This window comes from Marinobacterium rhizophilum, from assembly GCF_024397915.1.
In the GTDB taxonomy this organism is placed as follows: Bacteria; Pseudomonadota; Gammaproteobacteria; order Pseudomonadales; family Balneatricaceae; genus Marinobacterium_A; species Marinobacterium_A rhizophilum_A.
On record NZ_CP073347.1, the window covers coordinates 3,086,794 to 3,111,720 of the forward strand.

Sequence of the window (24,927 nt, forward strand, 5' to 3'; positions counted from 1 at the left end):
AGGGCCGAGATTTTACGTCAAACCCCGCCCTGACAAAAGCACTTTCTGGATAAATATTAAGCAACGCCCGCAAGCATCACATGCGCGGGAAACCGCCACCACCGCCCATGCCCGGCGGCAACATGCCTTTCATGCCGCGCATCATCTTGGCCATGCCACCCTTGGTGGAAAATTTCTTCATCATCTTGGCCATCTGCTTGTGCTGCTTGAGCAGGCGGTTAACATCCTGAATCTGCGTACCTGACCCCAGTGCAATACGGCGCTTGCGCGAACCCGAGATAATATCGGGGTTGCGACGCTCGCCCGGCGTCATGGAGTTGATGATGGACTCCATCTGGTGCATGCCCTTTTCCGCCTTGGCGGCGTCGGCGACCTGCCCCATCTGGCCCATCTGCCCCATGCCCGGCAGCTTGTCGAGCATGCCGGCCATGCCGCCCATGCTTTTCATTTGCTGGAGCTGCTGGCGGAAATCCTCCAGGTCAAAACCCTTGCCCTTCTTGATCTTCTGGGCAAACTTTTCGGCCTTGTCCTTGTCGATCTTGCGCTCGGCTTCCTCGATCAGGGACAGAACATCGCCCATACCCAGGATGCGCGAGGCCACACGGTCGGGGTGAAAGGCTTCGAGTGCATCGACCTTTTCGCCCACACCGATAAACTTGATCGGTTTGCCGGTGATGTAGCGCACCGACAGCGCCGCGCCACCACGGGCGTCACCGTCGGTCTTGGTCAGAATCACACCGGTCAGCGGCAATACATCACTGAACGCCTTGGCCGTCGCCGCCGCATCCTGCCCCGTCATGGCATCGACCACGAACAGGGTTTCCACCGGGTTTATGGCGCTGTGCAGGCGCTTGATTTCGTCCATCATGTCACTGTCGATGTGCAGACGGCCTGCCGTATCCACCAGCACCACGTCGTGATGCTGGATCCTGGCGTGCGCAATGGCGTCACGGGCAATCTGCACCGGATCCTGGTCCGCACTGGACGGGAAGAAGTCGACTGCAACTTCCTGTGCCAGCATCTCCAGCTGCCTGATCGCCGCAGGGCGATACACGTCCGCCGACACAACCAGCACTTTCTTCTTGTCGCGTTCGCGCAGGGTCCGTGCCAACTTGGCCACGGACGTCGTCTTGCCCGCACCCTGCAGGCCCGCCATCAGCACGATGGCCGGCGGCTGAGCCGCCAGGTTGAGCTTTTCGTTGGCCTCGCCCATGATCTTGACCAGCTCTTCCTGGACGATCTTGACGAACACCTGCCCCGGCGTCAGGCTTTTGCTGACTTCCTGGCCGACAGCCCTGTCCTTGACGCTGTTAACGAATTCCTTGACCACCGGCAGCGCGACGTCCGCCTCAAGCAGGGCCATGCGCACTTCGCGCAGCGTACCCTTGATGTTGTCTTCGGTGAGTTTCGCCTGCCCGGTTACGGCCTTGAGCGTTTTCGTGAGCCGATCTGTCAGATTCTCAAACATATCCTGCCTCTGTTTTTCTCCACCGGCCGGGCCAAATCAGACCCCTGAAGCGGCGAGGGAGACGCCTTGAACTTGCAAAGGATGCGCATTATACAGCAGGCCCCTGAAGGGCGGCACCTCATATTTCACACCCCCCTTTTTTGTGACACACTTAGCGCCTTTCCATGGAGGTCCCGGATGCTGCCAACGTCGATACTTGTTGCCGTGCTGTTCTACCTGGCTGCGACCCTGTTGCAGTGGCGGGTACTGCAGGGTCAGAAGCGACCGGCACGCAACCTGATCCGCAGCCTGGGACTGTGCGGCGTCAGCCTGCATGCGGTAACGGCGTACCTGGTCGTGCACCAGGACACGGGGCTCAACCTGGGCTTTTTCAGCGTCGGCTGCCAGATCAGCTGGCTGCTGGCAGCTCTGGTACTGTTAAGCAGCACCCGCCAGCATATCGACAATCTTTTTATCGGCGTTTTCCCGCTGGCCATCGTCAGCCTGCTCACCGCCTCCCTGGACCCGGACACCAGCCTGCACCGCACCTACAGCCCCGGCCTGATCGCCCACATACTGCTGTCCATTCTCGCATACAGCATTTTCACCCTGGCGACACTGCAGGCCTTGCTGCTGTGGTGCCAGAACACGGCGCTCAAGCAGCACCACACCCGCGGCCTGGTCGCCAGCCTGCCGCCACTGCAGACCATGGAGCGCCTGCTGTTTGAAATGCTCTGGACCGGCATCACCCTGCTGTCTGCCTCCCTGATCAGCGGCTTCCTGTTCGTCGAGGACTTCTTCGCCCAGCACCTGATTCACAAGACCACGCTGTCGATCCTGGCCTGGTTTGTCTATGCCATTCTGCTGGCCGGACACAGCCTGCTGGGCTGGCGCAGCTTGCGGGCAATACGCTGGACCATCGGCGGCTTTATCGCCCTGATGCTGGCATTTTTTGGCTCCAAACTGGTGATTGAATTCTTCCTGCCCGGCTAGCCGGGCAGAATCCCGCTCAGCTCCCTCGACCGCTCCCTTGACAGCCCCCCCGGCGGGCCAGACAATGGACGCCCTATTCGCAAGCCTAAGGTTCACCCGTCTTGGAAGACGCATCGATAAGCACCCTCATCGGGATTCTCATCTTCCTCATCTTTTGTTCGGCTTTTTTCTCCAGCTCTGAAACCGGCATGATGTCGCTTAACCGCTACAGATTACGGCATCTGGTGAAAAACAAGCACCGCGGCGCGCGCAAGGCCAGCCGCTTGCTGGAAAGGCCCGACCGACTGATTGGCGTGATCCTCATCGGCAACAACTTCGTCAACATTCTGGCCTCTGCTATCGCCACGGTGATTGCCGTGCGCCTGTGGGGCGATGCCGGTATCGCCATCGCCACGGCGGGCCTGACGCTGATCATTCTTATCTTTGCCGAAGTGTCCCCCAAGACCGTTGCCGCCATGTTCCCCGAGCGCATCGCCTTCCCTGCATCCTATGTGCTGCTGCCGCTGCTGAAGCTGACCTACCCGCTGGTCTGGATCGTCAACAGCATCACCAACAGCCTGCTGCGCCTGTTTGGCGTCAAGGTCGGCGAAGGCAACAACCATCTGCTCAGCACCGAAGAGTTGCGCACCCTGGTACACGAGGCCGGCGCCCTGCTGCCCCAGACCAACCAGTCGATGCTGCTCGGCGTACTGGAGCTGAACGACGTTACCGTCAGCGACATCATGATTCCGCGCAACGAAGTCGAAGGCATTGACCTGGACCATGATCTGGATCAGCTGCTGTATCAGCTGTCCCACACCAGCCATACGCGCCTGCCCGTCTACCACGGTGATATCAACAAGGCGGTCGGTACACTGCACATGCGCAACCTGGCCCAGCTGATTCAGCAGGGACAGGTTACCAAGGCATCCATATTGCAAGTGGTACGCGAGGCCTACTTCGTTCCCGAAAGCACCCCGCTGCACACCCAGCTGCTCAACTTTCAGAACGAAAGCCGCCGCATAGGTCTGGTGGTGGATGAATATGGTGACATTCAGGGCATCGTCACGCTGGAAGACATTCTGGAGGAAATCGTTGGCGAGCTGTCGGCGCAGAACAAGGCAAGCAACCAGGAAATTCACCCCCAGGAAGACGGCAGTTTCTTTATTGAAGGTACCGCCTATATTCGCGAGATCAACAAGAGCCTGGGCTGGGACCTGCCCACCGACGGACCCAAAACCCTTAACGGCCTGATCACCGAAAACCTGGAATCCATCCCCGATGCCAATATCTGCCTGGAACTAAACAACTACCGCTTTGAAACCCTGCAGATCAGCGACAACCTGATCAAGACGGCACGGGTAATGCGCTACCAGACAGATATGCTGAGCGACGAAGACGCCGCCTGATGCTCCACGGGCGCCAAGCCAGACTACTGCGCCGGCGCCAATTTTTGCTCCACGCTGCTGATCTTGTCGGCCATGGTCTGCTCACGGTCCGTACGGGTTCCGACCCGCATGGACGTGGACACCCGGGGCGCGCCCATCTCGTGCAGCACTTCGTGGCAACGCCTTACCGCAGCGAACACCGCTTCCCATTCGCCTTCCACGTTGGTGCCATAGGCATGCATCTGGTGACTCAGGCCTGCATCCTGAAAAACCCGCTGGCAGGCAGCGACATGGGGCGAGACCGAAACGCCAACACCCAGTGGCACCACACACAGATCGATCATTACGTTCATATTCAGCCCCCTAACAGATTTCGCCCTTTTCGCGCCGTCGGATCAACGCAAACACCGCACGTTTCTCGTCATTGTCCAGCACCCCCCATTCCGCGATTTCCATCGCATTGCGCAGGCAACCAGTACACAGGTTATGCTCACCCGGGCAGCAAGCCCCCACACAGGGGCTGCGTAGCGGACGTTCTTTCTCGACCTTGTCCATATCACTCCAGCAAACAGAAATAGCGTCAATAACCACCAGGCTCGTGCTCCGGCCGGGGTTTCATCGGAATGCCGGCATCAAACCCCACATTCAGCAGTTCCACCAGCATGTAGGCGGTCAACCCCCAGATAACGTAGCCCTGGTATTCATAAGCCGGTACATAGTGCGTCATGCCGCGAAAACGCACGATATCGGTACGCTGACGCCGGTCTTCCATAAAGAAACTCAGGGGCACCCGGAACAGGCTTTCCAGCTCCGCCGGGCTCGGCGTCAGCACCACATCCTGCGGCACAATGCCGACCCAGGGCGTCACCTGCAGCTGGTGCTTGGACATAACCTGCCCCAGCGGGCCCAGCACATCCACCAGAGCGGGCTCCAGACCAACTTCCTCCTGCGCCTCGCGCAAGGCGGTATACAGCAAATCCGGATCGGTATCATCCTGCTTGCCACCGGGGAAGGCGACCTCGCCACGGTGAGTCGACAAATGGGAGGCACGGCGCGTCAGTATGACCTCCGGCTCGGCGCTGTCGGTCAGGGCGATCAGTACGCTGGCATTGGGGCGCTCGGACAGCAGGCGGCGCGGCCGGTAATCCGCCAGACGGCGGCGAAGCAACTCAAGCATGACGTTATTCTTCAGCGAATAGTAGCAACATGATACCGCGCCGCGGGCCCAAAGATGAATGCAAAACCGCCACCGGGCGCATCTTCCTTGGCGCCGGCAAAGACATGCCATTAGAATGGGGAGATTCACAAGAGGACATGCCTTGAACTATTGCAGCCATTGCGGGCACAGCGTCAGCCAGACCATCCCCGCGGGAGACAATCGCCCGCGTCATGTCTGTGATCGCTGCGGCACCATACACTACCAGAACCCCCGCATTATCGCCGGCTGCCTGCCGGTCCTGGGAGATCGCGTGCTGCTGTGCAAGCGGGCGATCGCGCCGCGCATTGGCTACTGGACACTGCCGGCCGGCTTCATGGAGAACGGCGAGTCCACCGAGCAGGCCGCGGCCCGCGAAACGCTTGAGGAAGCCCGTGCCGAGGTGGAGGTTGGCGAGCTGTACACCGTTACGGCAATTCTGCACGCCAACCAGGTACAGATGCTCTATCTGGCACAGCTGAAAACACCGGAATTCGGGCCGGGAGAGGAGTCGCTGGAAGTCGAGCTTTTCGCCGAGGATGAAATCCCCTGGGAAGACCTGGCATTCCAGACCATCCACAATGCACTGCGGCTCTATTTTGAAGACCGCCGCCGCAACCGCTTTCCGTTACGGCATATAGACCTGGACACCCCCCGGGGAAAATACATGGCCTGCTAGGCAGCGCACACCGGCTCAGCGCGGGCCGTAGAGATTCTCAAACTGGGTTTTGATCTGCGCCAGGTTGTCACGCACATAGGCCAAAAAGGCCTCCGCCACCGGCGTCAGGTGCTTGCTGCGCGGATACACGGTGCACCAGGAACGACGCAACGGAAAACCGGTCACCTGCGCCTGCTGCAGCAAGCCGTTATCCAGCTCCAGCTGCACACTCAGGCGCGGCATCACCGCCACCCCCAGCCCCGCCAGAACGCCATGCTTGATGGCGGCGTTGGACCCGAGCTCCATATAGCCACTCAGCGGCAGCCGATGCTCGGAGCAAAAAGACTCCAGTGCCCGGCGCGTGCCCGAGCCCTGCTCGCGCAGCAGTAGCGGCTGCGACAGAAAGGTTGCCAGTGGCACTGACTTTTTCTTGCCCAGCGGGTGACCCGCCGGCACCAGCGCAATCAGCTCGTTGTCCAGGAAGGGCATAAAGGTCAGCGAACGGTCTTCGGGCACCATCCCCATGATCACCAGGTCATCATGGTTTTCCGCCAGCCGCTCAATGGCCTGGGCACGGTTGACCACCTTCATCCTGACCTCAACCTTGGGGTACTTCTTCAGAAAGCCCGACAGCAGATGTGGCACCACATACTGAGTCGTACTGACCGCTGCCAGGCTCAGGGTGCCTGATACCGTGCCCTCCAGCTCCGACAGCTGCATCTGCAGCTGTTCCAGTTCGCCAAAAATCTGCCGCACACTGCTGGCCAGCTGGTCACCCGCCGCGGTGGTATAGAGCTTTTTACCGACATAGTCGAACAGCGGCTGCCCCAGCGCCTGTTCGAGCTGGCGTATCTGGGCACTGATGGCCGGCTGTGTCAGCCCAAGCTCAGCGGCAGCACGGCTATACCCTTTCAGGCGATAGACCGCAGCGAATACCTGCAGTTGGCGAAATGACAGCCTGTTAAGCAGCTGCGGCAGCGAGTAAGCCATACTTGTATCTCAACAATTCCACAGGAAGCGAACCCGCAAGGGTGACTTCCAGACTATATATAAGGCAAAATTTATACTAAAACAAAAAAATATCAATTTTTAAATAGGATTAGCCCTGTACTACCTTAAAAGCGGTCACTGACGCACCACTTTCATCGTCGCCTGTGCGTTCCCGTTGACGGAGAAACTCAATGTTCAAAAAGCTGTTGATCGCCAACCGCGGCGAGATTGCCGTTCGGATTGTACGGGCCTGCGCCGAAATGGGTATCCGCTCGGTTGCCATCTACACCGAGCCCGACCGCTATGCGCTGCACGTCAAGCGCGCCGACGAGGCCCACTTCGCCGGCGCAGACCCGCTGGCGGGCTACCTGGACCCGCGCCGCATTGTTAGTCTGGCCGTTGAAACCGGCTGTGACGCCATTCACCCGGGCTACGGATTCCTGTCTGAAAACGCAGAGTTCGCCCGCATCTGCAGCGAACGTGGCATTGCCTTTGTCGGCCCCAGCAGTGACGTCATTTCCCGCATGGGCGACAAGACCGCTGCGCGCAGCAGCATGATCCGCGCCGGCATTCCTGTCACGCCCGGCTCCGACGGCAACCTCAGCGACCTCAAACAGGCGCTCAGCGTCGCCGAGCAGATCGGTTATCCGGTCATGCTCAAGGCCACTTCCGGTGGTGGTGGCCGCGGCATTCGACGCTGCGACACGTCGGAAGAGCTGCGTTCCCAATACCCCCGCGTGATCTCAGAGGCCACCAAGGCCTTTGGGTCGGCCGATGTTTTCCTCGAGAAGTGCATCGTCGATCCCAAGCACATCGAAGTCCAGATCCTTGCGGACAGCCAGGGCGAGGCCATCCACCTGTTCGAGCGTGACTGCTCCATCCAGCGGCGCAACCAGAAGCTGATCGAGATCGCACCCAGCCCGCAACTGACGCCGGAACAGCGCGCCTATGTGGGCGAACTGGCGGTGCGCGCCGCCCGGGCGGTGAATTATGAAAATGCCGGCACCGTGGAGTTTCTGCTGTCGAATAACGAAGTGTACTTCATGGAAATGAATACACGGGTACAGGTCGAGCACACCATTACCGAGCAGATCACCGGGATCGATATCGTACGTGAGCAGATTCGCATCGCCGCGGGCCTGCCGCTGCAATACCGCCAGCAGGATATCCAGCACCGTGGTTACGCGTTGCAGTTTCGTATTAATGCGGAAGACCCCAAAAACAACTTCCTGCCAAGCTTTGGCAAGATCACCCGTTACTACGCCCCCGGGGGCCCCGGCGTACGCACCGATACGGCCATCTATACCGGCTACACGATACCGCCCTATTTTGACTCCATGTGCCTGAAACTGGTGGTCTGGGCACTGAACTGGGAAGACGCCCTGGATCGCGGTGCCCGCGCCCTGGCCGACATGCGCCTGCAGGGTGTACGCACCACCGCGCCCTACTACCAGGAAATTCTCAAAAGCGCCGACTTTCGCAGCGGCCAGTTCAATACCAGCTTTGTCCCCGAGCATCCGGAGCTGCTGAACTACTCGGAAAAACGCCACCCCAGCGAAATTGCGCTGGCCATCGCCGCGGCCATTGCCGCCCATGCCGGGCTCTGAAGGCCAGACATGCGACGGCGACAAGGCCGTTCGGGATACAAGAATCAGCATTGCGGGCCGTGCCTGAACCATCAACCAGGCAGCGCCCGGAGGAATGAAAATGAGCAAAGTGAATGTAACCGACGTTATTCTGCGCGACGCCCACCAGTCCCTGATTGCGACCCGCATGCGCACCGAAGACATGCTGCCCATCTGCGACAAGCTGGACCAGGTGGGCTACTGGTCGCTGGAGGTCTGGGGCGGCGCCACCTTTGATGCCTGCGTGCGCTTTCTAAAGGAAGATCCCTGGGAGCGCCTGCGCCAGCTCAGGGCAGCCCTGCCCAATACGCGCCTGCAGATGCTGCTGCGCGGCCAGAACCTGCTGGGCTACCGCCACTACGCCGATGATGTGGTCGAGGCCTTTGTCGAGCGCGCCGCGGCCAATGGCATTGATGTCTTTCGCGTCTTTGACGCCCTGAACGACCTGCGCAACCTGGAAACAGCCATCAAGGCGGTGAAGAAAGCCGGCAAGCATGCCCAGGGCACCATCTGCTACACCACCAGCCCGGTCCACACCACCAAGCTCTTCGTCAAGCAAGCCAAGGCACTGCAGAAGATGGGAGCTGACTCCATCGCGCTGAAGGACATGGCCGGTCTGCTCACACCCTATGCCACCTTCGAGCTGGTGAAGGCGCTGCGCAAGGCCGTCAAACTGCCGATCTTTATCCATTCTCACAACACCGCGGGCATCGCTGCCCAGTGCCAGCTCAAGGCCATCGAAGCCGGTGCCGAACACATCGACACCGCCCTCTCGGCCTTTGCCGGCGGCACCAGCCACCCGGCCACCGAATCCCAGGTGGCGGCGTTGCGCGACTCGCCCTGGGATACCGGCCTGGACCTGGAGCTGTTGCAGGAGATCTCCGACTACTTTCGTGCAGTGCGCAAGAAATACCACCAGTTCGAGAGCGAGTTCACCCGCGAGGATGTCGGCGTGCAGATCAATCAGGTGCCGGGCGGCATGATGTCGAACCTCGCCAACCAGCTCAAGGAGCAGAACGCCCTGGGGCGGATAAAGGACGTCTTCGCCGAAATCCCCCGCGTGCGCGAAGACCTCGGTTTCCCGCCGCTGGTCACGCCCACCTCCCAGATCGTTGGCACCCAGGCGGTGCTGAACGTGCTGTCCGGCAAGCGCTACAACACCATTACCAACGAAGTGAAGCGCTACCTGGCAGGCGGCTACGGCCAGCCGCCGGCGGAGGTCGACAAACAGCTGCAAAAACAGGCCATCGGCAATGGCGAGGTCAATGAAGGCCGACCGGCCGATCTGCTGCCACCCGAAATGACACGACTGGAAAAGGAAATCGGCGACCTGGCCAAAAGCCCGGAGGATGTGCTCACCTTCGCGATGTTCCAGGATATTGGCCGGCAGTTCCTCACCGAACGCCGCGACGGCACCCTGCAACCCGAAGTACTGCAGGGTATCGAAAGCACGACACGCAGCGTGGATGAAGGTGTACCCACCGAGTTCAAGATCGACCTGCACGGCGAGACCTACGAAATCGCCGTTACCGGTGTTGGCACCCTGGAATCAGGCAAGCGCCATATCTTCATGACTATGGACGGCATGCCCGAGGAAGTGGTGTTCGAACCACTGAACCTGTATGTCGCCGGTGCAACCAGTAGCCGCGCCAAGGCCAGCAGCCCGGGCCATGTCACTACCGCCATGCCGGGCAACATCGTTGATGTCCTGGTCGCTGTGGGAGATACCGTCAGTGCGGGCCAGGCCATACTGGTAACCGAAGCCATGAAGATGGAGACAGAGATACAGGCGCCGATTGCCGGCCACATCAAGGCCGTGCATGTCGCCAAGGGCGACCGGATCACTCCGGGTGAAGTTCTGATCGAGATCGAGTAAATCGCCGCGGCACCGCCCGCCGGTGCCGCCCCTTCTGGCCTGTGCCGCCTAGCCCACGACCATCTGCGTCGCAGGCCTGGGCCCTGGCCATTGACTCAACACCACCCCGCCAACAATCAGTGCCGCGGCACCCAACTGCTGCAGGCTCAGGGTTTCGCGCAGAAGCACGTACGCCAGAATAACGGTAAACACCGGAATCAGGTTGATGTAGGCCGAAGCCTGGCTCGCCGGAATCAGTGACACACCGAGATTAAACAGTCCATAGGCAAAAATGTTCACCACCAGGCCCAGATACAGAATGGCCAGCACCGCCTGCCAGACCCAGACCGCTGGCAACTCGACAGTGGGCACTGCCAGCAAAGGCACAAAAAACAGCGTGCCACAGAAAGACTGCAGCGCTGTCAGCAGCCAGGGCGAATAACGCGACGACAGTCGCTTGAGGCACAGGGTATAGAGCATCGCGCACAGCATGGCGCAAAACTCGAGGAAGTTACCCAGCAAGGGATTGGGCGCGATCTGCGACACCGGCGCGGTAAAACTCAGCCACAGTGCCCCAGCCACCGCCAGTGCAAACCCCAGCCAGGCCTGCAACCGCAGGCGTTCACGCAGGAAAAACCAGGCTCCCACGGCCACCAGCAACGGCAGCAGCGCCGTGATCATGCCTGCCTGGGCTGCGCTGGTGTATTGCAGCGCGCTGGCCTCAAACAGGAAATACAGACAGGGTTCGGCCAGCATGAGCAGGCCAATCAGCTTCCAGTCCCCGGCACGGTAATCCACGGGCCCGAACCTGCGCAACACCCAGATAAAACAGCATGACGCCACCAGCATGCGCCCGGCCAGCACCACCATGGGATCGTAGTGGCGAAACGCCAGCTTAAGGGCAATAAAGGCACTGGCCCACAACAGCATGGCCAGCGTAAGGCAAAGAATTGGAGCGACACGGGAAGACATGGCGGAAATATCCTGCAGCGCGACCCAAAGCAGGGCCGCGATAAAATCGCGGTAGAGTAGCGCGACGGGCAGCGAATGAAAGTCAATAATTCTGCGACTGTATCAATAATACTAATACCGCAACCTCCGCGACCATACGGGTATATCCCTACGGCATGCTAAGATGCGCGACTTCACCATTCCTTCTGAGCCCTGCCCCGATGAGCCTGCTGGTTACCACCTGGATCAAGTTCCTGTTCCTCTTTGCACCTTTTTTCGTTGTCTCGATGTTCCTGTCCCTGACCCGCAATGACAGCCGCATCGAGCGCCGCTCCATTGCCAATCGCGCCGTCTTCGCCGCCTTCTGCATCTGCCTGCTGCTGTTCTTCTTTGGCAGCCCCATGTTTGATGCGCTGGGCATCACCCTGGACTCTTTCCGCATCGGCGCTGGCATACTGCTGTTCCTGTCCGCTGTCAGCCTGGTGCGCGACGGCGTGCGCGTCAACGCCGACGTTCCCGATGAACAGCGCGATGATATTGCCGTGGTTCCCCTGGCCATCCCTACCATCGTCGGGCCGGCCACCATCGGTGCGATCCTGGTGTACGGCGCCGAATTGCAGGGGCTGGCCTTGGTACTGGGCATTGCCGGCATGATGCTGGCGCTCGGCTGCCTGCTGGGCCTGCTACATGTTGCCGGCGCCCTGGAGCGCCTTTTGGGGCGTACCGGACTCAATATACTCAGCAAGGTCACCGGCCTGATCCTGGCCGCCATGGCCTCCCAGATCGTACTCACCGGCATTCACGGCTTTTTGCGGGCAAACGGCACCTGAAAGCCGACAACAGCGGAGCGACCCGGGGTCTAGTATTAAACCTGAGACCACAGCAGAGGCCGGGAACGATGCTTAGACTGATGATGGTGCTGGCAATCATTGCCATCGGCGTGGTGAGCATGAAAAGCTGCGATACGGCCGTATCTCTTCAGACCGAACAGACGCTGCAGTACAAGCAGAAAATTAACCAGAAACTGCGCGAAAGCGATGACATGATCCGCGAACGTCTGTACGAGAGCGACGAGATCTACCGCCAGAAGATGGAGCAGGCCCAGCCCTGAGCAGCTCAGACCTTTTTACGCGGTTACGCCGGCACACGCTCGTACATCGCAGCGGCAGCCAGTCGCGCCGTCATCTGCCGCGCGGCCAGCGGTTTGGCATACAGATATCCCTGCCCCGCCTCGCACCCCAGGGATGCCAGGTAGTCCTGCTGCTGCACCGTCTCAATGCCCTCGGCCACCACCTTCAAGCCCAGGTGCCGCGCCATATCCAGCATGGCCTTGATGATGGCGGTGTCGTCGGCGTCCTCCGGCAGACCACTGATAAAGGAGCGATCGATCTTCAGCTTGTCCAGCGCAAAGCGCTTCAGGTATGCCAGGCTCGAATGCCCGGTACCAAAGTCATCCAGCGCCACCTCGACCCCCAGCGCCTTGAGCTGTCGCAACAGCTGGGCCGTCCGCCCAATATCCTGCATCAGCGCACTCTCGGTCACCTCAATCACTAGCAGGCGCGCTTCGAAACCTGACACATTCAGGGCAGCAGCCACCTTGGCGGGCAGGTCCGGCAGAAACTGGCAGGCAGATACGTTCACCGCCACCGGCATCGCAATACCCTGGGCGAGCCACTGCGCGCCCTGCTCACAGGCATGCTGCAGCACCCAGTCACCGATTGGACCCATCAGGCCCGTCTCCTCGGCCAGAGGAATAAAGTCCGCCGGCCCCACCGGGCCCAGCAACGCGGAATGCCAGCGCAGCAGCGCTTCCGAGCCCGATAACAGACCGCGCTCAAGATAGTACTGCGGCTGGTAAACCAGCCGAAACTCATTGCGAACCAGCGCCTGGCGCAGCGCATTCTCCAACTGCAGACGCTTGGATACACGGCGATTCAGCGCCGGCATGAAAAACTGGTACTGGTTTCGCCCCTGGGCCTTGGCAAAACTCAGCGCGGCATCGGCGTTGCGCAACAGGGTCGAATAGTCGCTGCCATCCTGCGGATAGACCGCCACCCCGATACTGGGCGTCACGACCAGTTCCTGCTCCGACTGCGTTACCGGCCTGGCTATCTGCTGCAGCAGTGCCTGCACAAGCGCCGCGACCCGCTGCAACGAGGCCTCGTCCGGCAGCAACAGTGCGAACTCATCCCCGCCCTGGCGACTCAACATGCCATCCTGCGGTATCAATGCGGCCAGTCTGGCGGCAATACTTTGCAGAACCCGGTCGCCGATGTCGTGTCCGAGGGAGTCGTTGATATTGCGAAAGCGATCCAGATCGACGAGCAATACAGCCAGCACCCTGCCGGGAACAAGCTCCGACTGCGCCATGGCCTGTCCGACCTGCGCCTCAAACAGGCGCTGATTGGGCAGGTCGGTCAGCGTATCGTAACTGGCCAGGTAGCTCAGACGCTCCTGCACCCGCTTGCGCTCGGAAATATCCCGGAAGGTGGCGATATAGTTTTCAATCTGATCGTCAGCATTGCGATGTACATGAATGGACAGCCACTCGGGATAGACCTCGCCATTCTTGCGCCGGTTCCACACCTCACCCTGCCAGCGACCCTGCTGCGCCAGGTCGCACCAGAGCCTGCGATAGAAGTCCTCGTCGTGGCGTCCCGACGACATAAAGGATGGATTGCGACCCAGCGCATCCTCGGCGCTGTAGCCCGTGATCTCGCAGTAGGCACCGTTCACCGCCCGAATGCGATTGTCCGCATCCGAAACAATAATGCCCTCGCGGGAGGATTCGAACACCCGTGCCGCCAGCTGCAGTGCCTGGGCATTGCGGGTCAGCTGCAATTCCCGCTGATCGATACCCTGCTGATAACGCACAAACAGCGCCTTGATCCAGCGGGCGTAGAACAGCGCCACCAGCAAGGCCACCGCCGCAGCCACTACCACGGAGGTCAGGATTCTGGATGCGTTCAGCGCCATTGCGTCACTGAGATCATTTCGCTGCTCCTGCAGCAGTGAATTCGCATCCGAGGGGTACAACAGGGCCACCTGGACCCAGTTCGTTAGCGGCAGCGGGCGGACCAGCCCGAGCACCGACTCAGCCTGTCCGCTCACCGGATGCACGGCGGGGACCGTTACATACAGGCCCGCAACATTGAGCCCGGGCAGCACCGACAGCACCTTCTGCTGCAGCGCCCCGGCATCCACGCCTACCTCGGGGTCAGCAGGGCGGCCATCGTCCAGGATGCGCCCCTGGCGATCGAGTACCGCGATAAAACCGTTGTCATTAAAGCGGATAGCCCGGGTGCGCTGCAGCAGTTTTCCCTGCAAGTCGCGCTGCATCCGGGCCACGTAATCCCCGGTGCCGATGATCCAGTCAAAGGCGTCGAAGCGACGCACATAGGTGATCTTGTCCGACGCCGCACCGCCGCTGCCTGGCACCTCCCAGCGATAGCGAAAGTAGCCCGCACCGGCGGGATTTCGCACCGCATCGAGCAGCCCCCGCATGGCAATACGCTCTTGCGCCAGCGGCGACTGCAGCAGATTCTTGCCTTCGCGCTCAGGATTCTGCGGCGCCAGCACGGCATTACCGGCCAGATCATCGATAAAGATATAGCCCCGGCCACTGAAAAAGCGCAGATTACGCAGCGCTTCGCCAATCAGCGCCTGTATCTCCTGCGCCGAGCGGCGCCCCCGCTCACGCAAGTAAATCGCCTCGGCAACCGCATACGCCTGGTCAACCCGCTCCCGCGTTTCATCTCGCAGTACCGACTCTGCCCGCCCCAGCAGGAAACCGGCATAGTGCTCGACACTGTCCGCCTCCCGTACCAGGCGTTGCTCCAGCAACCCTCGAACCTGCACCGCTTGCACGTCAAGGGCGTCACGTCGATCCACATAACTGCTGCCCGTCAGGTAGCTCAGAATCACCAGCAACAGGAGCAATACCGTGCCGATCATGCCCACAATCAGATAACGGGGCAGCGCTGTAGCGTCGGTACGAAAGTGCATGTATGAGCCAGCAATAGTTGGATAGGGTAACGCGGGGACCTAGCCGTCACAGCGGCCGGAAACAGATCCCGACCAGGCGCGGGAACAGCCGCGCCGGCATTCGTGGGCAGACGACTGCAAAATGCAGCCCTGTTGTAGCGGGTATCGGCCAGGCTGTCGAACGCTACTCGCCGTTTTCTTGATCCGGATCAACAAGTTGCCAAAAGAATCCGCTGGCTCGATGCTAATCGTCGAAAGACTCAAGACGCCAGACATCAAACGCCACTTCCTCGTACGGATGCGCCAGCTTCAGGGTGGCTACCGCAAGGCGAATCAGGCTGTCGTCACACACCATTTCCACCTTCCACTCACTCAGTTGTTCGAGCTCCCCCTGGCTGCCGATATGCGGATCGCTGCCCGCCAGCGGCCGGAACTGCCCTCTGCCAAGGGTCTGCCAGCAGCAGCTGTCGTAATCACCGATGCGGCCAACGCCTGCATCAAACAGCGCCTGCTTCACGCTCTGCAGATTCTCCTCCGGTACGTAAAAGCAAAGTTTGTACATGCTTACCCCCAATGAATGCCCTATTCTGCCAGGCTGAACACTGTGCCCGACAAACCAGAAAGGGGAGCCCGCCGGCTCCCCTTTCATATCAACTCAAGACAGGCTCAACTGTGCGCCAGCAATCTAGCGCAGACCCAGCATGTCCTGCATGTCGAACAGGCCCGTTTCGCGCTGGCCCAGCCACTGGGCGGCACGCACCGCACCCTTGGCAAACGTCATGCGGCTGCTGGCCTTGTGGGTGATTTCGATACGTTCGCCCTCAGTGGCGAACAGCACCGTATGATCCCCCACCACATCGCCGGCGCGAATGGTTTCAAAACCGATTTCCGTGCGTGAGCGCGCACCGGTCTGACCCTCTCGACCATAGACGGCACACTCCTTCAAATCCCGCCCCAGGGCATCGGCCACCACTTCGCCCAGGCGCAGCGCCGTGCCAGACGGTGCATCCACCTTGTGGCGGTGATGGGTCTCGATGACTTCGATGTCGTAGTCATCACCCAGGGTACGCGCCACCAGGTCGAGAACCTTGAAGCAGACGTTCACCCCCACGCTCATGTTGGGTGCGAACAGAATGGCGATCTGGGTGGCACGCACCTCCAGCTCCGCTTTCTGCTCATCATTCAGGCCGGTGGTACCGATCACGATTTTCTTGCCATGGCGGGCGCACAGCGCGACGTTATCCATGGTGGAAGACGGCGTGGTGAAATCGATCAGGACGTCAAAATCATCCAGCACATCGTTGATATCACCCACCAGTGTAACGCCCAGGCGGCCGACACCGGCCAGCTCACCGGCATCCGCACCCAGCAGCGAGCTGTTGGGCTCAACAATGGCGGCGCTCAGCTCGACGCCTTCGGCCAGCTGCAGCGCCTCGATATTGGTCTTGCCCATGCGACCGGCCGCACCGGTTACTGCTACTCGAATCATGCTTACAGAATCCATCGTCGAAAAAGAGTGATTGAGGCACCGCGCCTCAGGCGCTGTCCTTGGGAAAAGACTGGTTCATGTCCAGCGCCGGCTTGTCACAGCCAGGGTGACCCACCACCCGGGCCGGCACACCGACCACCGTGGTATGGGGTGGAACATTGTCCAGCACCACACTGCCACCGCCGACTTTCGCGCCCGCACCGACTTCGATATTGCCGAAGATCTTGGCACCGGCCGCAATCAGCACGCCTTCGCGAATCTTGGGATGGCGATCGCCACTGTCCTTGCCGGTTCCGCCGAGGGTCACGTTCTGCAGGATCGAGACATCGTTTTCAACCACGCTGGTTTCACCGATAACGATACCGGTGGCATGGTCGAACATGACGCCGTGGCCGATGCGTGCCGCCGGGTGAATATCCACCTGCATCACCGAACTGACGCGACTCTGGAAGTAAAGTGCCAGGGCGCGGCGCCCCTGCTTCCAGAGGTTGTGCGACACGCGGTGGGTTTGCAGCGCGGAAAAGCCCTTGAGGTACAGCAGCACGGTGCAGAGGCTGTCGACAGCGGGGTCCCGGGTTTTCACGGCCATGAGATCAAGGCAGGCGCAATGGATAATGCTCGGATCTTCGGCGTAGGCCTGCTCGATCATTTCCCGCAGCGAGACCGCCGACATCACCTCGTCGGCAAGCTTGGACGCCAGCAGGAACGACAGCGCCGAGGCCAGGTCCCTGTGACTGATAATGGCGGCATGGTAGAAACTTGCCAGAAAGGGCTCACGCTCGATCTCAAGCCTGGCTTCCTGCTGAAGCCGGGCCCAGAGCGCGGCGGGTTCTATGGCGACAGAGTTCATAGCTCCCCCTTGGATACGCGACACGGGCGCCCATCAGGCACCCGGTCTGATCAGGTCATATCTTCGAAGAACTGCTTCACAGAATCGAAGAACGAATTTTTTTTCGGGCTGTGCTTCTTGCCACCTTCGGTTTCCTTCTGGAAATCCTGCAGCAACTCTTTCTGACGGCTGGTGAGGCTTACCGGCGTTTCCAGCACCACACGCACCAGCAGATCACCCACCGGGCCGCCACGCACCGGGGTTACCCCCTTGCCGCGCAGTCGGAACAGCTTGCCGGTTTGCGTTTCCGCCGGAACCCGCAGCTTGACGCGGCCATTCAGGGTCGGTACTTCGAGCTCCCCGCCCAGCGCCGCATCGACGAAGCTGATCGGTATCTCGCAGTATAGATCGCGCCCGTCCCGCTCGAAGATCGGGTGCTGACGCACGTTGACCTGTACATACAGGTCCCCTGCCGGGCCGCCATGGCTGCCCGCCTCGCCCTCGCCCGAGAGGCGAATACGATCACCGGTATCCACGCCCGGCGGAATCTTCACCGACAGCGTTTTGACCTCTTCTACGCGACCCTGGCCACGGCAGCTGCCACAGGGCTCGGAAATGACCTTGCCTTCACCACGGCACGTCGGGCAGGTTTGCTGCACAGAGAAAAAGCCCTGCTGCATGCGCACCTGGCCATTACCGCCACAGGTACCGCACACCTTGGCGCTGGTGCCTGGCTTGGCGCCGGAACCGTTACAGGGTTCACAGCCAACGAGGGTGGGTACACGAATGGACTTTTCAACGCCACGCACGGCATCTTCAAGGCTCAGGTCCAGGTTGTAACGCAAATCCGCGCCGCGCTGAACCGAACTGCGACGACGGCCACCGCCGCCGCCCCCGAAAATATCGCCGAAGACATCGCCGAAAATATCGGAGAAGCCGCCGTCAAAACCACCCTGGCCTCCGGCACCCTGCTCGACACCGGCATGGCCATACTGGTCGTAGGCGGCTTTCTTCTGCGCATCGGACAGAACTTCGTAGGCCTCGTTGACCTCCTTGAACTTGTCTTCAGATTCGGCGTCGCCCGGGTTACGGTCCGGGTGAAACTTCATCGCCATGCGCCGGTAGGCTTTCTTGATATCGCGGTCGGCCGTGTCGCGAGACACGCCCAACACTTCGTAATAATCTCGTTTGGACATAAGCGGGTCTGTCATGTTGCAGCGGTTGGCTCCACCGGGAGCCGGACACGACAACGCGGGCTATTGCCCGCGCTGCCACATTTCAGAGTATCTCAAAGCAGTTCAACGACTTACTTCTTGTCGTCTTTGACCTCTTCAAACTCTGCATCGACAGCGTCATCGCCGGGCTTGCCCGTCGCTTCTTCACCTGCCTGCTCACCCTGCGCCTCTGCTGCGGCATCGGCATACATCTTCTGTGCCACACCGGAGATCGCTTCGGTCAGGGTAGCGACCTTGGCTTCGATCTCGTCCTTGCTGTCACCCTTGAGGGCTTCTTCCAGCTCGGAAATGGCTTTTTCGATCTGCTCTTTTTCTTCAGCAGTTGCCTTGTCACCGGCTTCGGTCAGCGTCTTGCGCGCCGAGTGAACCATGGCATCGCCCTGGTTGCGGGCCTGGGCCAGCTCTTCGAACTTGCGGTCTTCATCGGCGTGGGACTCGGCATCCGCCACCATCTGATCGATTTCGTCATCCGACAGGCCGGAGGAAGACTTGATGACGATGGACTGCTGCTTGCCGGTAGCCTTGTCCTTGGCGGACACGTTGAGGATACCGTTGGCGTCGAGGTCGAAGGTCACTTCGATCTGCGGCACGCCGCGCGGCGCCATCGGGATGTCTGCCAGGTCGAAGCGGCCCAGCGACTTGTTCTGGCTCGCCTGCTTGCGCTCACCCTGAACCACGTGAATGGTCACGGCGTTCTGGTTGTCGTCGGCGGTGGAGAACACCTGGGACTTCTTGGTCGGGATAGTGGTGTTCTTCTCGATCAGCCCGGTCGCGACCCCACCCATGGTTTCGATACCCAGGGTCAGCGGAGTGACGTCCAGCAGCAGTACGTCCTTCACATCACCGGACAGAACGGCGCCCTGGATCGCAGCACCGATGGCGACGGCCTCATCGGGGTTCACGTCCTTGCGCGGTTCCTTGCCAAAGAACTCGGCAACGGACTTCTGCACCATCGGCATGCGGGTCTGACCGCCGACCAGGATGATTTCATCGATGGCGGAGGCGCTCAGGTCGGCATCTTTCAGCGCCAGGCGGCACGGATCCAGCGTACGCTTGACCAGTTCTTCCACCAGGGATTCCAGCTTGGAACGCGTGACCTTGACGTTAAGGTGCTTCGGACCGGTGGCATCAGCCGTGATGTACGGCAGGTTGACGTCGGTCTGCTGGGCAGAAGACAGCTCAACCTTGGCCTTCTCGGCCGCTTCCTTCAGACGCTGCAGCGCCAGCGGATCGTTGTGCAGATCGATGCCGGACTCTTTCTTGAACTCGTCCGCCAGGTAGTTGATCAGCTTGAGGTCGAAATCTTCACCGCCAAGGAAGGTATCACCGTTGGTGGCCAGTACTTCGAACTGGTGCTCGCCATCGACATCAGCAATTTCAATGATGGAAACGTCGAAGGTACCACCACCCAGGTCATAAACGGCGATGGTGCGGTCACCCTTGCCCTTGTCCAGACCGTAGGCCAGAGCCGCAGCGGTCGGTTCGTTGATGATGCGCTTGACGTCCAGGCCCGCAATGCGGCCGGCATCCTTGGTCGCCTGACGCTGAGCGTCGTTGAAGTAGGCCGGTACGGTGATAACGGCTTCAGTCACCGCCTCACCCAGGTAGTCTTCGGCAGTCTTCTTCATTTTCTTCAGGATTTCGGCAGAGACCTGGGGCGCAGCCATCTTCTTGCCCTTGACCGCAACCCAGGCGTCGCCGTTGTCGGCTTCAACGATGGAGTAAGGCACCATCTTGATGTCTTTCTGTACCACATCGTCTTTAAAGCGACGGCCGATCAGGCGCTTGATGGCAAACAGGGTATTGGCCGGGTTGGTGACGGCCTGGCGCTTGGCCGGCTGCCCTACCAGAATCTCGCCATCTTCGCTGTAGGCGACGATGGACGGCGTGGTGCGGTCGCCTTCGGCATTTTCCAGCACGCGAGTCTTGTCGCCATCCAGGATTGCCACACAGGAGTTGGTGGTTCCCAGGTCGATACCAATAATTTTACCCATGCGTATTTGCTCCAGTTCTGCAGTGCCTGTCTCGACAGGCACGAAATCCGATTAACTTGCTTGCAGTTCTATATAGGGCCGGATGTCGCCGTTTCAAGCGCCAGACCCTAAAGTCTTTGCTTAACTTTTCGAAACCATGACCATCGCCGGGCGCAACAGGCGCCCGTTGAGGGTGTAGCCTTTCTGGACGACGGCGACCACGGTGTTGGGCGCTGTATCCGGCGCGTCCACCAGCGACATGGCCTGGTGCAGCGCAGGGTCGAAGGTTGCGCCCTGCGGCTCAACCGGCTCGACCTTGAACTTGCCCAGACCCGATACCAGCATGCCCAGCGTCAGCTCGACACCTTCGCGAATCGCCTGCGTGGCAGCGTCTTCCTTGTCGAAAGCCTCGACGGCGCGTTCCAGGCTGTCGACGACCGGCAACATTTCATTGGCGAACTTCTCGACGCCAAACTTGTGTGCCTTCTCCACATCCTGCTCGGCACGACGACGTACATTCATGAAGTCGGCCTGAGTGCGCAACAGCTGATCACGCAACTCGTCCATTTCCGAGGTGACAGTTTCGAGTTCCTGGGCCAGTGTCTGGGCGTCGGGCAGCTCTGCAGCATCTGCTGCCTCTGCCGCGGCATCGACCACCTGCTCATCGGCGACCGGCGACTCCAGGATTTCTTCCGCCGGATTTTTCTCTTGCTCTGCCATTCCTGCTACCCACCTCAATGCCAAGATGTTTGAAAACATTACTGCTGCTGTATATGGGGTTATTCACCGCTGATTCAACCGCTGCCACCGAAAAAAATTGCAGCCAGATGCTGCGGTGATTGCAACAGCAATGGAAATGACCTATACAGTAAAAACACTGTATGAAAACACAGGTATAAAGCCACCATGCTCAGTCAGCTGACGATCCGCAACTTTGCCATTGTCGAAAGCCTGGACCTCGAACTTGCCGCCGGCATGACCGTTATCAGCGGCGAGACCGGTGCCGGCAAGTCCATCATGCTCGACGCCCTGGCCCTGGCCCTGGGTGATCGCGCCGAAACCGGCGTCGTACGTACCGGCGCCGAACGCGCCGAAATCGTCGCCAGCTTCAATATCAGCGGCCTGCCCGATGCCACCGCCTGGCTGCAGCAACAGGATCTTGACCAGGACGGCGACTGCATCCTGCGCCGGGTGATCACCCGCGAAGGGCGCTCCCGCTCCTATATCAATGGCCAGCCCTGCCCGGTAACGGCCATCCGCACCCTGGCGGATCATCTGGTGGATATCCACGGCCAGCACGAGCACCAGCGCCTGCTCAAGCGCGACTACCACCGCACCCTGCTGGATGAGCATGCCGGCCAGAGCAAGCAGGCCGAACAGGTACGGGACTCTTTCCAGCGCTGGCGCCGGCTGGACCAGGAACTGAGCAGCCTGACCGAACAGAGCGCCGAGCAGGCGGCCCGCGTCCAGCTGCTGAGCTACCAGACCGAAGAACTGGACCAGCTTGGCCTGCGGGACGGCGAGCTCAGCGCACTGGAAGAGGAACAGAAAACGCTCAACAGCGCCGACGACATCCTGCACACCGGACACCAGCTACTGGAACTGACCGCCGACGCCGAACAGGCCAACTGCCTCAGCCTGCTGGCACACTGTGAACAGCTGCTGCATTCGCTGGATGTGCAGTCCCCTGCCTTGCAGCAGGCCAGCGAAATGCTTGGCAGTGCCCAGATACAGATTGAGGAAGCCAGCCAGGAAATCCGCCATTACCTGGACCGGGTCGAGGTCAACCCGCAGCGCCAGCAGGAAGTCGAGGAGCGCCTCACGACCATTTACGACATCGCCCGCAAGCACCGCGTCAAGCCCGAAGACCTCGTGAACTTCCATGCCGGCCTGAAACAGGAACTCGACTCCCTGTGCCGCTCCGATGATGAACTCGACCTGCTCGCCCAGGCCGTTGCTGCTGCACGGGAATCCTACAGCAAGGCGGCCGCACGCCTGAGCCGAGGCCGGCAAAAGGCCGCGCGCCAGCTCAGCAAGGCGGTAGATGCCCAGCTGCATGAGCTGGGCATGAACGACGCTCGCTTCGAAGTGAGCCTGAGTCCGCTGCCAGACGAACGCCAGGGCCCCCACGGACTGGAAGAAGTCGAGTTCCTTATCAGTGCCAACCGCGGCCAGCCGGCGCGCCCGCTCGGCAAGGTGGCATCGGGCGGCGAACTATCCCGCATCAGCCTGGCGATTCAGGTCATCACGGCCCAGACTTCCGCCACACCTACGCTGATCTTCGATGAAGTCGATGTCGGCATCGGCGGTGCCATTGCCGAGGTCGTGGGCCGCATGCTGCGCGAACTCGGCGAACGCGCCCAGATACTCTGCGTAACGCACCAGCCACAGGTTGCCTCGCAGGGGCACCAGCACCTGTTCGTCAGCAAGATTGCCGGCGATGTTCACACCCACACCCGCATCCGCAACCTGGATAAGAGCGATCGCGTGCAGGAAGTGGCCCGCATGCTCGGGGGTATCGACATCACCGAGCGCTCCGTCGCCCACGCCCGGGAAATGCTGGGTTTCGGATAACTCCGCCGCCGGCCAGGCAGCCCCGCAAACGCAGGAAAGCCGGCTTTCACCGGCTTTCTTGGGTACCTGCACCTTGCAAAAGGTCGTTAGCGCTTATCGCAACCGTCCTTGCACAAGCCATACAGGTACAAGGTGCGATCCGTCAGGCGAAAGCCCAGCTCGTCAGCAATCGCATTCTGGCGCCGCACCAGCTCGGGATCGGAAAACTCCCGCACTCTGCCACAGCGCACACAGACCACATGGTCGTGCTGCTGCTCACTGGCCAGTTCGAACACCGAATGCCCGCCTTCGAAGTGATGCCGCGACACCAAACCTGCGGTTTCGAACTGCGTCAGCACCCGGTAAACCGTTGCCAAGCCGACATCTTCTCCCTGTTCGATCAACAACTTATAGATGTCTTCGGCGCTAAAGTGGTCTCCCTCACCGGCACGCTCCAGAATCTGGTAAATCTTGACCCTGGGCAGGGTGACTTTCAGTCCTGCCTTGCGCAGTTCCTGATTTTCAAGCGCCATAATCTTTCTCTATGCTGTTCGCGATTTGGAATGTTAGACTCCATTATCTTTGTTTATGCACCATAGTGGAAGTTTAATGCAGATACGGAAGGTTCTTATCGGCATCACCGCCAGCATTTTGATCACCGGCTGTGCCGAGTTCCCCGGCGTACACAAGATTGATATCCCCCAGGGCAACGTCGTTACCCAGGAAATGGTCAATCAGCTCAAGCCCGGCATGACCCGCAACCAGGTCCGTTTCGTGATGGGTACCCCGCTGATTACCGACACCTTCAGTCCCGATCGCTGGGACTATATCTACAGCATGAAACTCGGCGGCGAAGCCCGCACACAGGAAGGTGTCTCGCTGTATTTCGACGGTGACCAGCTCAGCCGCATCAGTGGTGACTACCGCCCGGTCGCCGCGCAGTAACAGCCTGTTCAGGGCAGCGCACCCGCTGCTGCCCCGCCTCCCGATTTACAGCATCCCGCCCAAAGGCTAGTCCTGCCCGGCAGCTTTTTGCGCTTTCATCTTGGCTGCCCGCTTGGCGCGCGCCTCCTTGGGGTCAGCGATCAGCGGCCGATAGATCTCTATCCGATCGCCCTCGCGCATCACATACTCTTTGGGATCTCGGATCGCTTTACCGAATACACCCATGGGGGCATTATCAGGGTCGATCTGCGGAAACAGCGTCACGATGCCAGACTTGATCACCGCATCATGCGCCGTACAGTCCTGCTCGACCTGCAACGATATGATTTTCTGCTCCTGCGGCAGCGCAAAAGCAACCTCGACTGTAATCATCTGCATTAGGTCCTTTATTGTTTAACCGTAGACCTTGTCCGCCCGGGTCACGAATGCATCCACCAGGGTCGTCGCCACCTGGCTAAATACCCTGGACATGGCCATACCGGTCAACTTGCCTTCGAAATCGAAACTCAGGTCAAGGTGCACCTTGCAGGCTTCATCGCCAAGCGGCGTGAAGGTCCAGACACCACTGAGCGATGCAAAAGGCCCCTCTACCAGCTCGATGATCATTTTCCCCGGGCGCTCGAGCCGATTGCGAGTGGTAAAGCTGTATTTAAGCCCTGCCTTGGCCAAATGCAGCGTCGCCACCAGCTCGGTTTCTTCGGACCGGATCAACTCGGTGGACGCACACCAGGGCAAAAACTGCGGGTAGGCATCAACATCGTTGATCAGGTCAAACATTTGCTCGGCGGTATGCAACACCAGCGCACTGCGCTCGACACGGGTCATCGGATAAAAGTCC

Annotated in this window: 25 protein-coding genes; 9 read left to right on the top strand and 16 right to left on the bottom strand. The window is 60.2% G+C overall.

The genetic code is table 11. From position 1 onward, the window contains the following. Positions 1-76: 76 nt before the first annotated feature. A complete protein-coding gene (ffh, locus tag KDW95_RS13895) occupies positions 77-1,468 on the bottom strand; it encodes a signal recognition particle protein (RefSeq protein WP_255852417.1) in 1,392 nt (463 codons plus the stop codon). A 177-nt stretch (positions 1,469-1,645) separates the two neighbouring features. On the opposite strand from ffh, the gene KDW95_RS13900 reads away from it, so the two are divergent. Further along, a complete protein-coding gene (locus KDW95_RS13900) occupies positions 1,646-2,440 on the top strand; it encodes a cytochrome C assembly family protein (protein WP_255852418.1) in 795 nt (264 codons plus the stop codon). Between the two features lie 101 nt (positions 2,441-2,541). Next, the gene (locus tag KDW95_RS13905) at positions 2,542-3,828 is read left to right on the top strand and encodes an HlyC/CorC family transporter (protein ID WP_255852419.1); all 1,287 of its coding nucleotides are present in this window, start codon (positions 2,542-2,544) and stop codon (positions 3,826-3,828) included. Between the two features lie 23 nt (positions 3,829-3,851). Here KDW95_RS13905 and KDW95_RS13910 read toward each other — a convergent pair whose 3' ends face one another. Genes KDW95_RS13910 through KDW95_RS13920 form a run of 3 tightly spaced genes read right to left on the bottom strand, consistent with a single transcriptional unit; the run spans position 3,852 to position 4,984 of the window. Continuing rightward, complete coding sequence (locus KDW95_RS13910; protein WP_255852420.1) at positions 3,852-4,160, bottom strand: MTH1187 family thiamine-binding protein; 309 nt, start codon at positions 4,158-4,160, stop codon at positions 3,852-3,854. Between the two features lie 10 nt (positions 4,161-4,170). After that, the gene (locus KDW95_RS13915) at positions 4,171-4,362 is read right to left on the bottom strand and encodes a DUF1289 domain-containing protein (protein ID WP_255852421.1); all 192 of its coding nucleotides are present in this window, start codon (positions 4,360-4,362) and stop codon (positions 4,171-4,173) included. Between the two features lie 25 nt (positions 4,363-4,387). After that, on the bottom strand, positions 4,388-4,984 hold the full coding sequence (locus KDW95_RS13920; RefSeq protein WP_255852422.1) for a CoA pyrophosphatase: 597 nt from the start codon (positions 4,982-4,984) through the stop codon (positions 4,388-4,390). A gap of 142 nt (positions 4,985-5,126) precedes the next feature. Between KDW95_RS13920 and KDW95_RS13925 the strand changes: the two genes are divergently transcribed. Next, positions 5,127-5,681, top strand: a complete 555-nt coding sequence (locus KDW95_RS13925) for an NUDIX hydrolase (RefSeq protein WP_255852423.1) — start codon at positions 5,127-5,129, stop codon at positions 5,679-5,681. 15 nt (positions 5,682-5,696) lie between these two features. Here the strand turns inward: KDW95_RS13925 and KDW95_RS13930 are convergent, their stop codons facing one another. Next, on the bottom strand, positions 5,697-6,650 hold the full coding sequence (locus KDW95_RS13930; protein WP_255852424.1) for a LysR family transcriptional regulator: 954 nt from the start codon (positions 6,648-6,650) through the stop codon (positions 5,697-5,699). A 191-nt stretch (positions 6,651-6,841) separates the two neighbouring features. On the opposite strand from KDW95_RS13930, the gene KDW95_RS13935 reads away from it, so the two are divergent. Together KDW95_RS13935 and oadA are read left to right on the top strand one after the other, a co-directional pair. Further along, positions 6,842-8,257, top strand: coding sequence for an acetyl-CoA carboxylase biotin carboxylase subunit (locus KDW95_RS13935; RefSeq protein WP_255852425.1), 1,416 nt, complete (start codon positions 6,842-6,844; stop codon positions 8,255-8,257). 100 nt (positions 8,258-8,357) lie between these two features. Continuing rightward, positions 8,358-10,151 (top strand): sodium-extruding oxaloacetate decarboxylase subunit alpha, encoded by a 1,794-nt coding sequence (oadA, locus tag KDW95_RS13940; RefSeq protein WP_255852426.1) that lies wholly within the window; start codon positions 8,358-8,360, stop codon positions 10,149-10,151. Between the two features lie 48 nt (positions 10,152-10,199). On the opposite strand, the gene KDW95_RS13945 is transcribed toward oadA, so the two are convergent. Continuing rightward, positions 10,200-11,102 (bottom strand): DMT family transporter, encoded by a 903-nt coding sequence (locus KDW95_RS13945; RefSeq protein WP_255852427.1) that lies wholly within the window; start codon positions 11,100-11,102, stop codon positions 10,200-10,202. A 200-nt stretch (positions 11,103-11,302) separates the two neighbouring features. Between KDW95_RS13945 and KDW95_RS13950 the strand changes: the two genes are divergently transcribed. Further along, entirely contained in the window at positions 11,303-11,911 is a 609-nt protein-coding gene (locus tag KDW95_RS13950) for a MarC family protein (RefSeq protein WP_255852428.1), read from the top strand. 68 nt (positions 11,912-11,979) lie between these two features. Continuing rightward, a complete protein-coding gene (locus KDW95_RS13955) occupies positions 11,980-12,192 on the top strand; it encodes a hypothetical protein (RefSeq protein WP_255852429.1) in 213 nt (70 codons plus the stop codon). A gap of 23 nt (positions 12,193-12,215) precedes the next feature. Here the strand turns inward: KDW95_RS13955 and KDW95_RS13960 are convergent, their stop codons facing one another. The 7 genes from KDW95_RS13960 to grpE all read right to left on the bottom strand — a co-directional run bounded on the left by KDW95_RS13960 (position 12,216) and on the right by grpE (position 21,311). Further along, complete coding sequence (locus tag KDW95_RS13960) at positions 12,216-15,086, bottom strand: bifunctional diguanylate cyclase/phosphodiesterase (RefSeq protein ID WP_255852430.1); 2,871 nt, start codon at positions 15,084-15,086, stop codon at positions 12,216-12,218. Between the two features lie 223 nt (positions 15,087-15,309). Beyond that, positions 15,310-15,627, bottom strand: a complete 318-nt coding sequence (locus KDW95_RS13965; protein WP_255852431.1) for a Nif3-like dinuclear metal center hexameric protein — start codon at positions 15,625-15,627, stop codon at positions 15,310-15,312. A gap of 123 nt (positions 15,628-15,750) precedes the next feature. Then, the gene (dapB, locus tag KDW95_RS13970; RefSeq protein WP_255852432.1) at positions 15,751-16,554 is read right to left on the bottom strand and encodes a 4-hydroxy-tetrahydrodipicolinate reductase; all 804 of its coding nucleotides are present in this window, start codon (positions 16,552-16,554) and stop codon (positions 15,751-15,753) included. Between the two features lie 46 nt (positions 16,555-16,600). Continuing rightward, the gene (cysE, locus tag KDW95_RS13975) at positions 16,601-17,404 is read right to left on the bottom strand and encodes a serine O-acetyltransferase (protein ID WP_255852433.1); all 804 of its coding nucleotides are present in this window, start codon (positions 17,402-17,404) and stop codon (positions 16,601-16,603) included. 50 nt (positions 17,405-17,454) lie between these two features. Beyond that, positions 17,455-18,579 (bottom strand): molecular chaperone DnaJ, encoded by a 1,125-nt coding sequence (gene dnaJ / locus KDW95_RS13980; RefSeq protein ID WP_255852434.1) that lies wholly within the window; start codon positions 18,577-18,579, stop codon positions 17,455-17,457. A gap of 110 nt (positions 18,580-18,689) precedes the next feature. Beyond that, entirely contained in the window at positions 18,690-20,612 is a 1,923-nt protein-coding gene (dnaK, locus tag KDW95_RS13985) for a molecular chaperone DnaK (protein ID WP_255852435.1), read from the bottom strand. Positions 20,613-20,732: 120 nt separating this feature from the next. Further along, on the bottom strand, positions 20,733-21,311 hold the full coding sequence (gene grpE, locus KDW95_RS13990; protein WP_255852436.1) for a nucleotide exchange factor GrpE: 579 nt from the start codon (positions 21,309-21,311) through the stop codon (positions 20,733-20,735). Between the two features lie 186 nt (positions 21,312-21,497). Here grpE and recN point away from each other — a divergent pair, with 186 nt between their 5' ends. Next, positions 21,498-23,165 (top strand): DNA repair protein RecN, encoded by a 1,668-nt coding sequence (recN, locus tag KDW95_RS13995; protein WP_255852437.1) that lies wholly within the window; start codon positions 21,498-21,500, stop codon positions 23,163-23,165. A gap of 86 nt (positions 23,166-23,251) precedes the next feature. Here the strand turns inward: recN and fur are convergent, their stop codons facing one another. Next, entirely contained in the window at positions 23,252-23,677 is a 426-nt protein-coding gene (fur, locus tag KDW95_RS14000) for a ferric iron uptake transcriptional regulator (protein ID WP_255852438.1), read from the bottom strand. Between the two features lie 76 nt (positions 23,678-23,753). Here fur and KDW95_RS14005 point away from each other — a divergent pair, with 76 nt between their 5' ends. Then, entirely contained in the window at positions 23,754-24,089 is a 336-nt protein-coding gene (locus tag KDW95_RS14005; RefSeq protein ID WP_255852439.1) for an outer membrane protein assembly factor BamE, read from the top strand. A 66-nt stretch (positions 24,090-24,155) separates the two neighbouring features. Here KDW95_RS14005 and KDW95_RS14010 read toward each other — a convergent pair whose 3' ends face one another. Further along, positions 24,156-24,461 carry an RnfH family protein gene (locus KDW95_RS14010; RefSeq protein ID WP_255852440.1) on the bottom strand — a complete coding sequence of 102 codons (306 nt, stop codon included), beginning with the start codon at positions 24,459-24,461 and terminating at the stop codon, positions 24,156-24,158. A gap of 21 nt (positions 24,462-24,482) precedes the next feature. Beyond that, positions 24,483-24,914: a type II toxin-antitoxin system RatA family toxin gene (locus tag KDW95_RS14015; RefSeq protein ID WP_255852441.1), complete on the bottom strand. Its 432-nt coding sequence runs from the start codon at positions 24,912-24,914 to the stop codon at positions 24,483-24,485. Between the last annotated feature and the right edge of the window lie 13 nt (positions 24,915-24,927).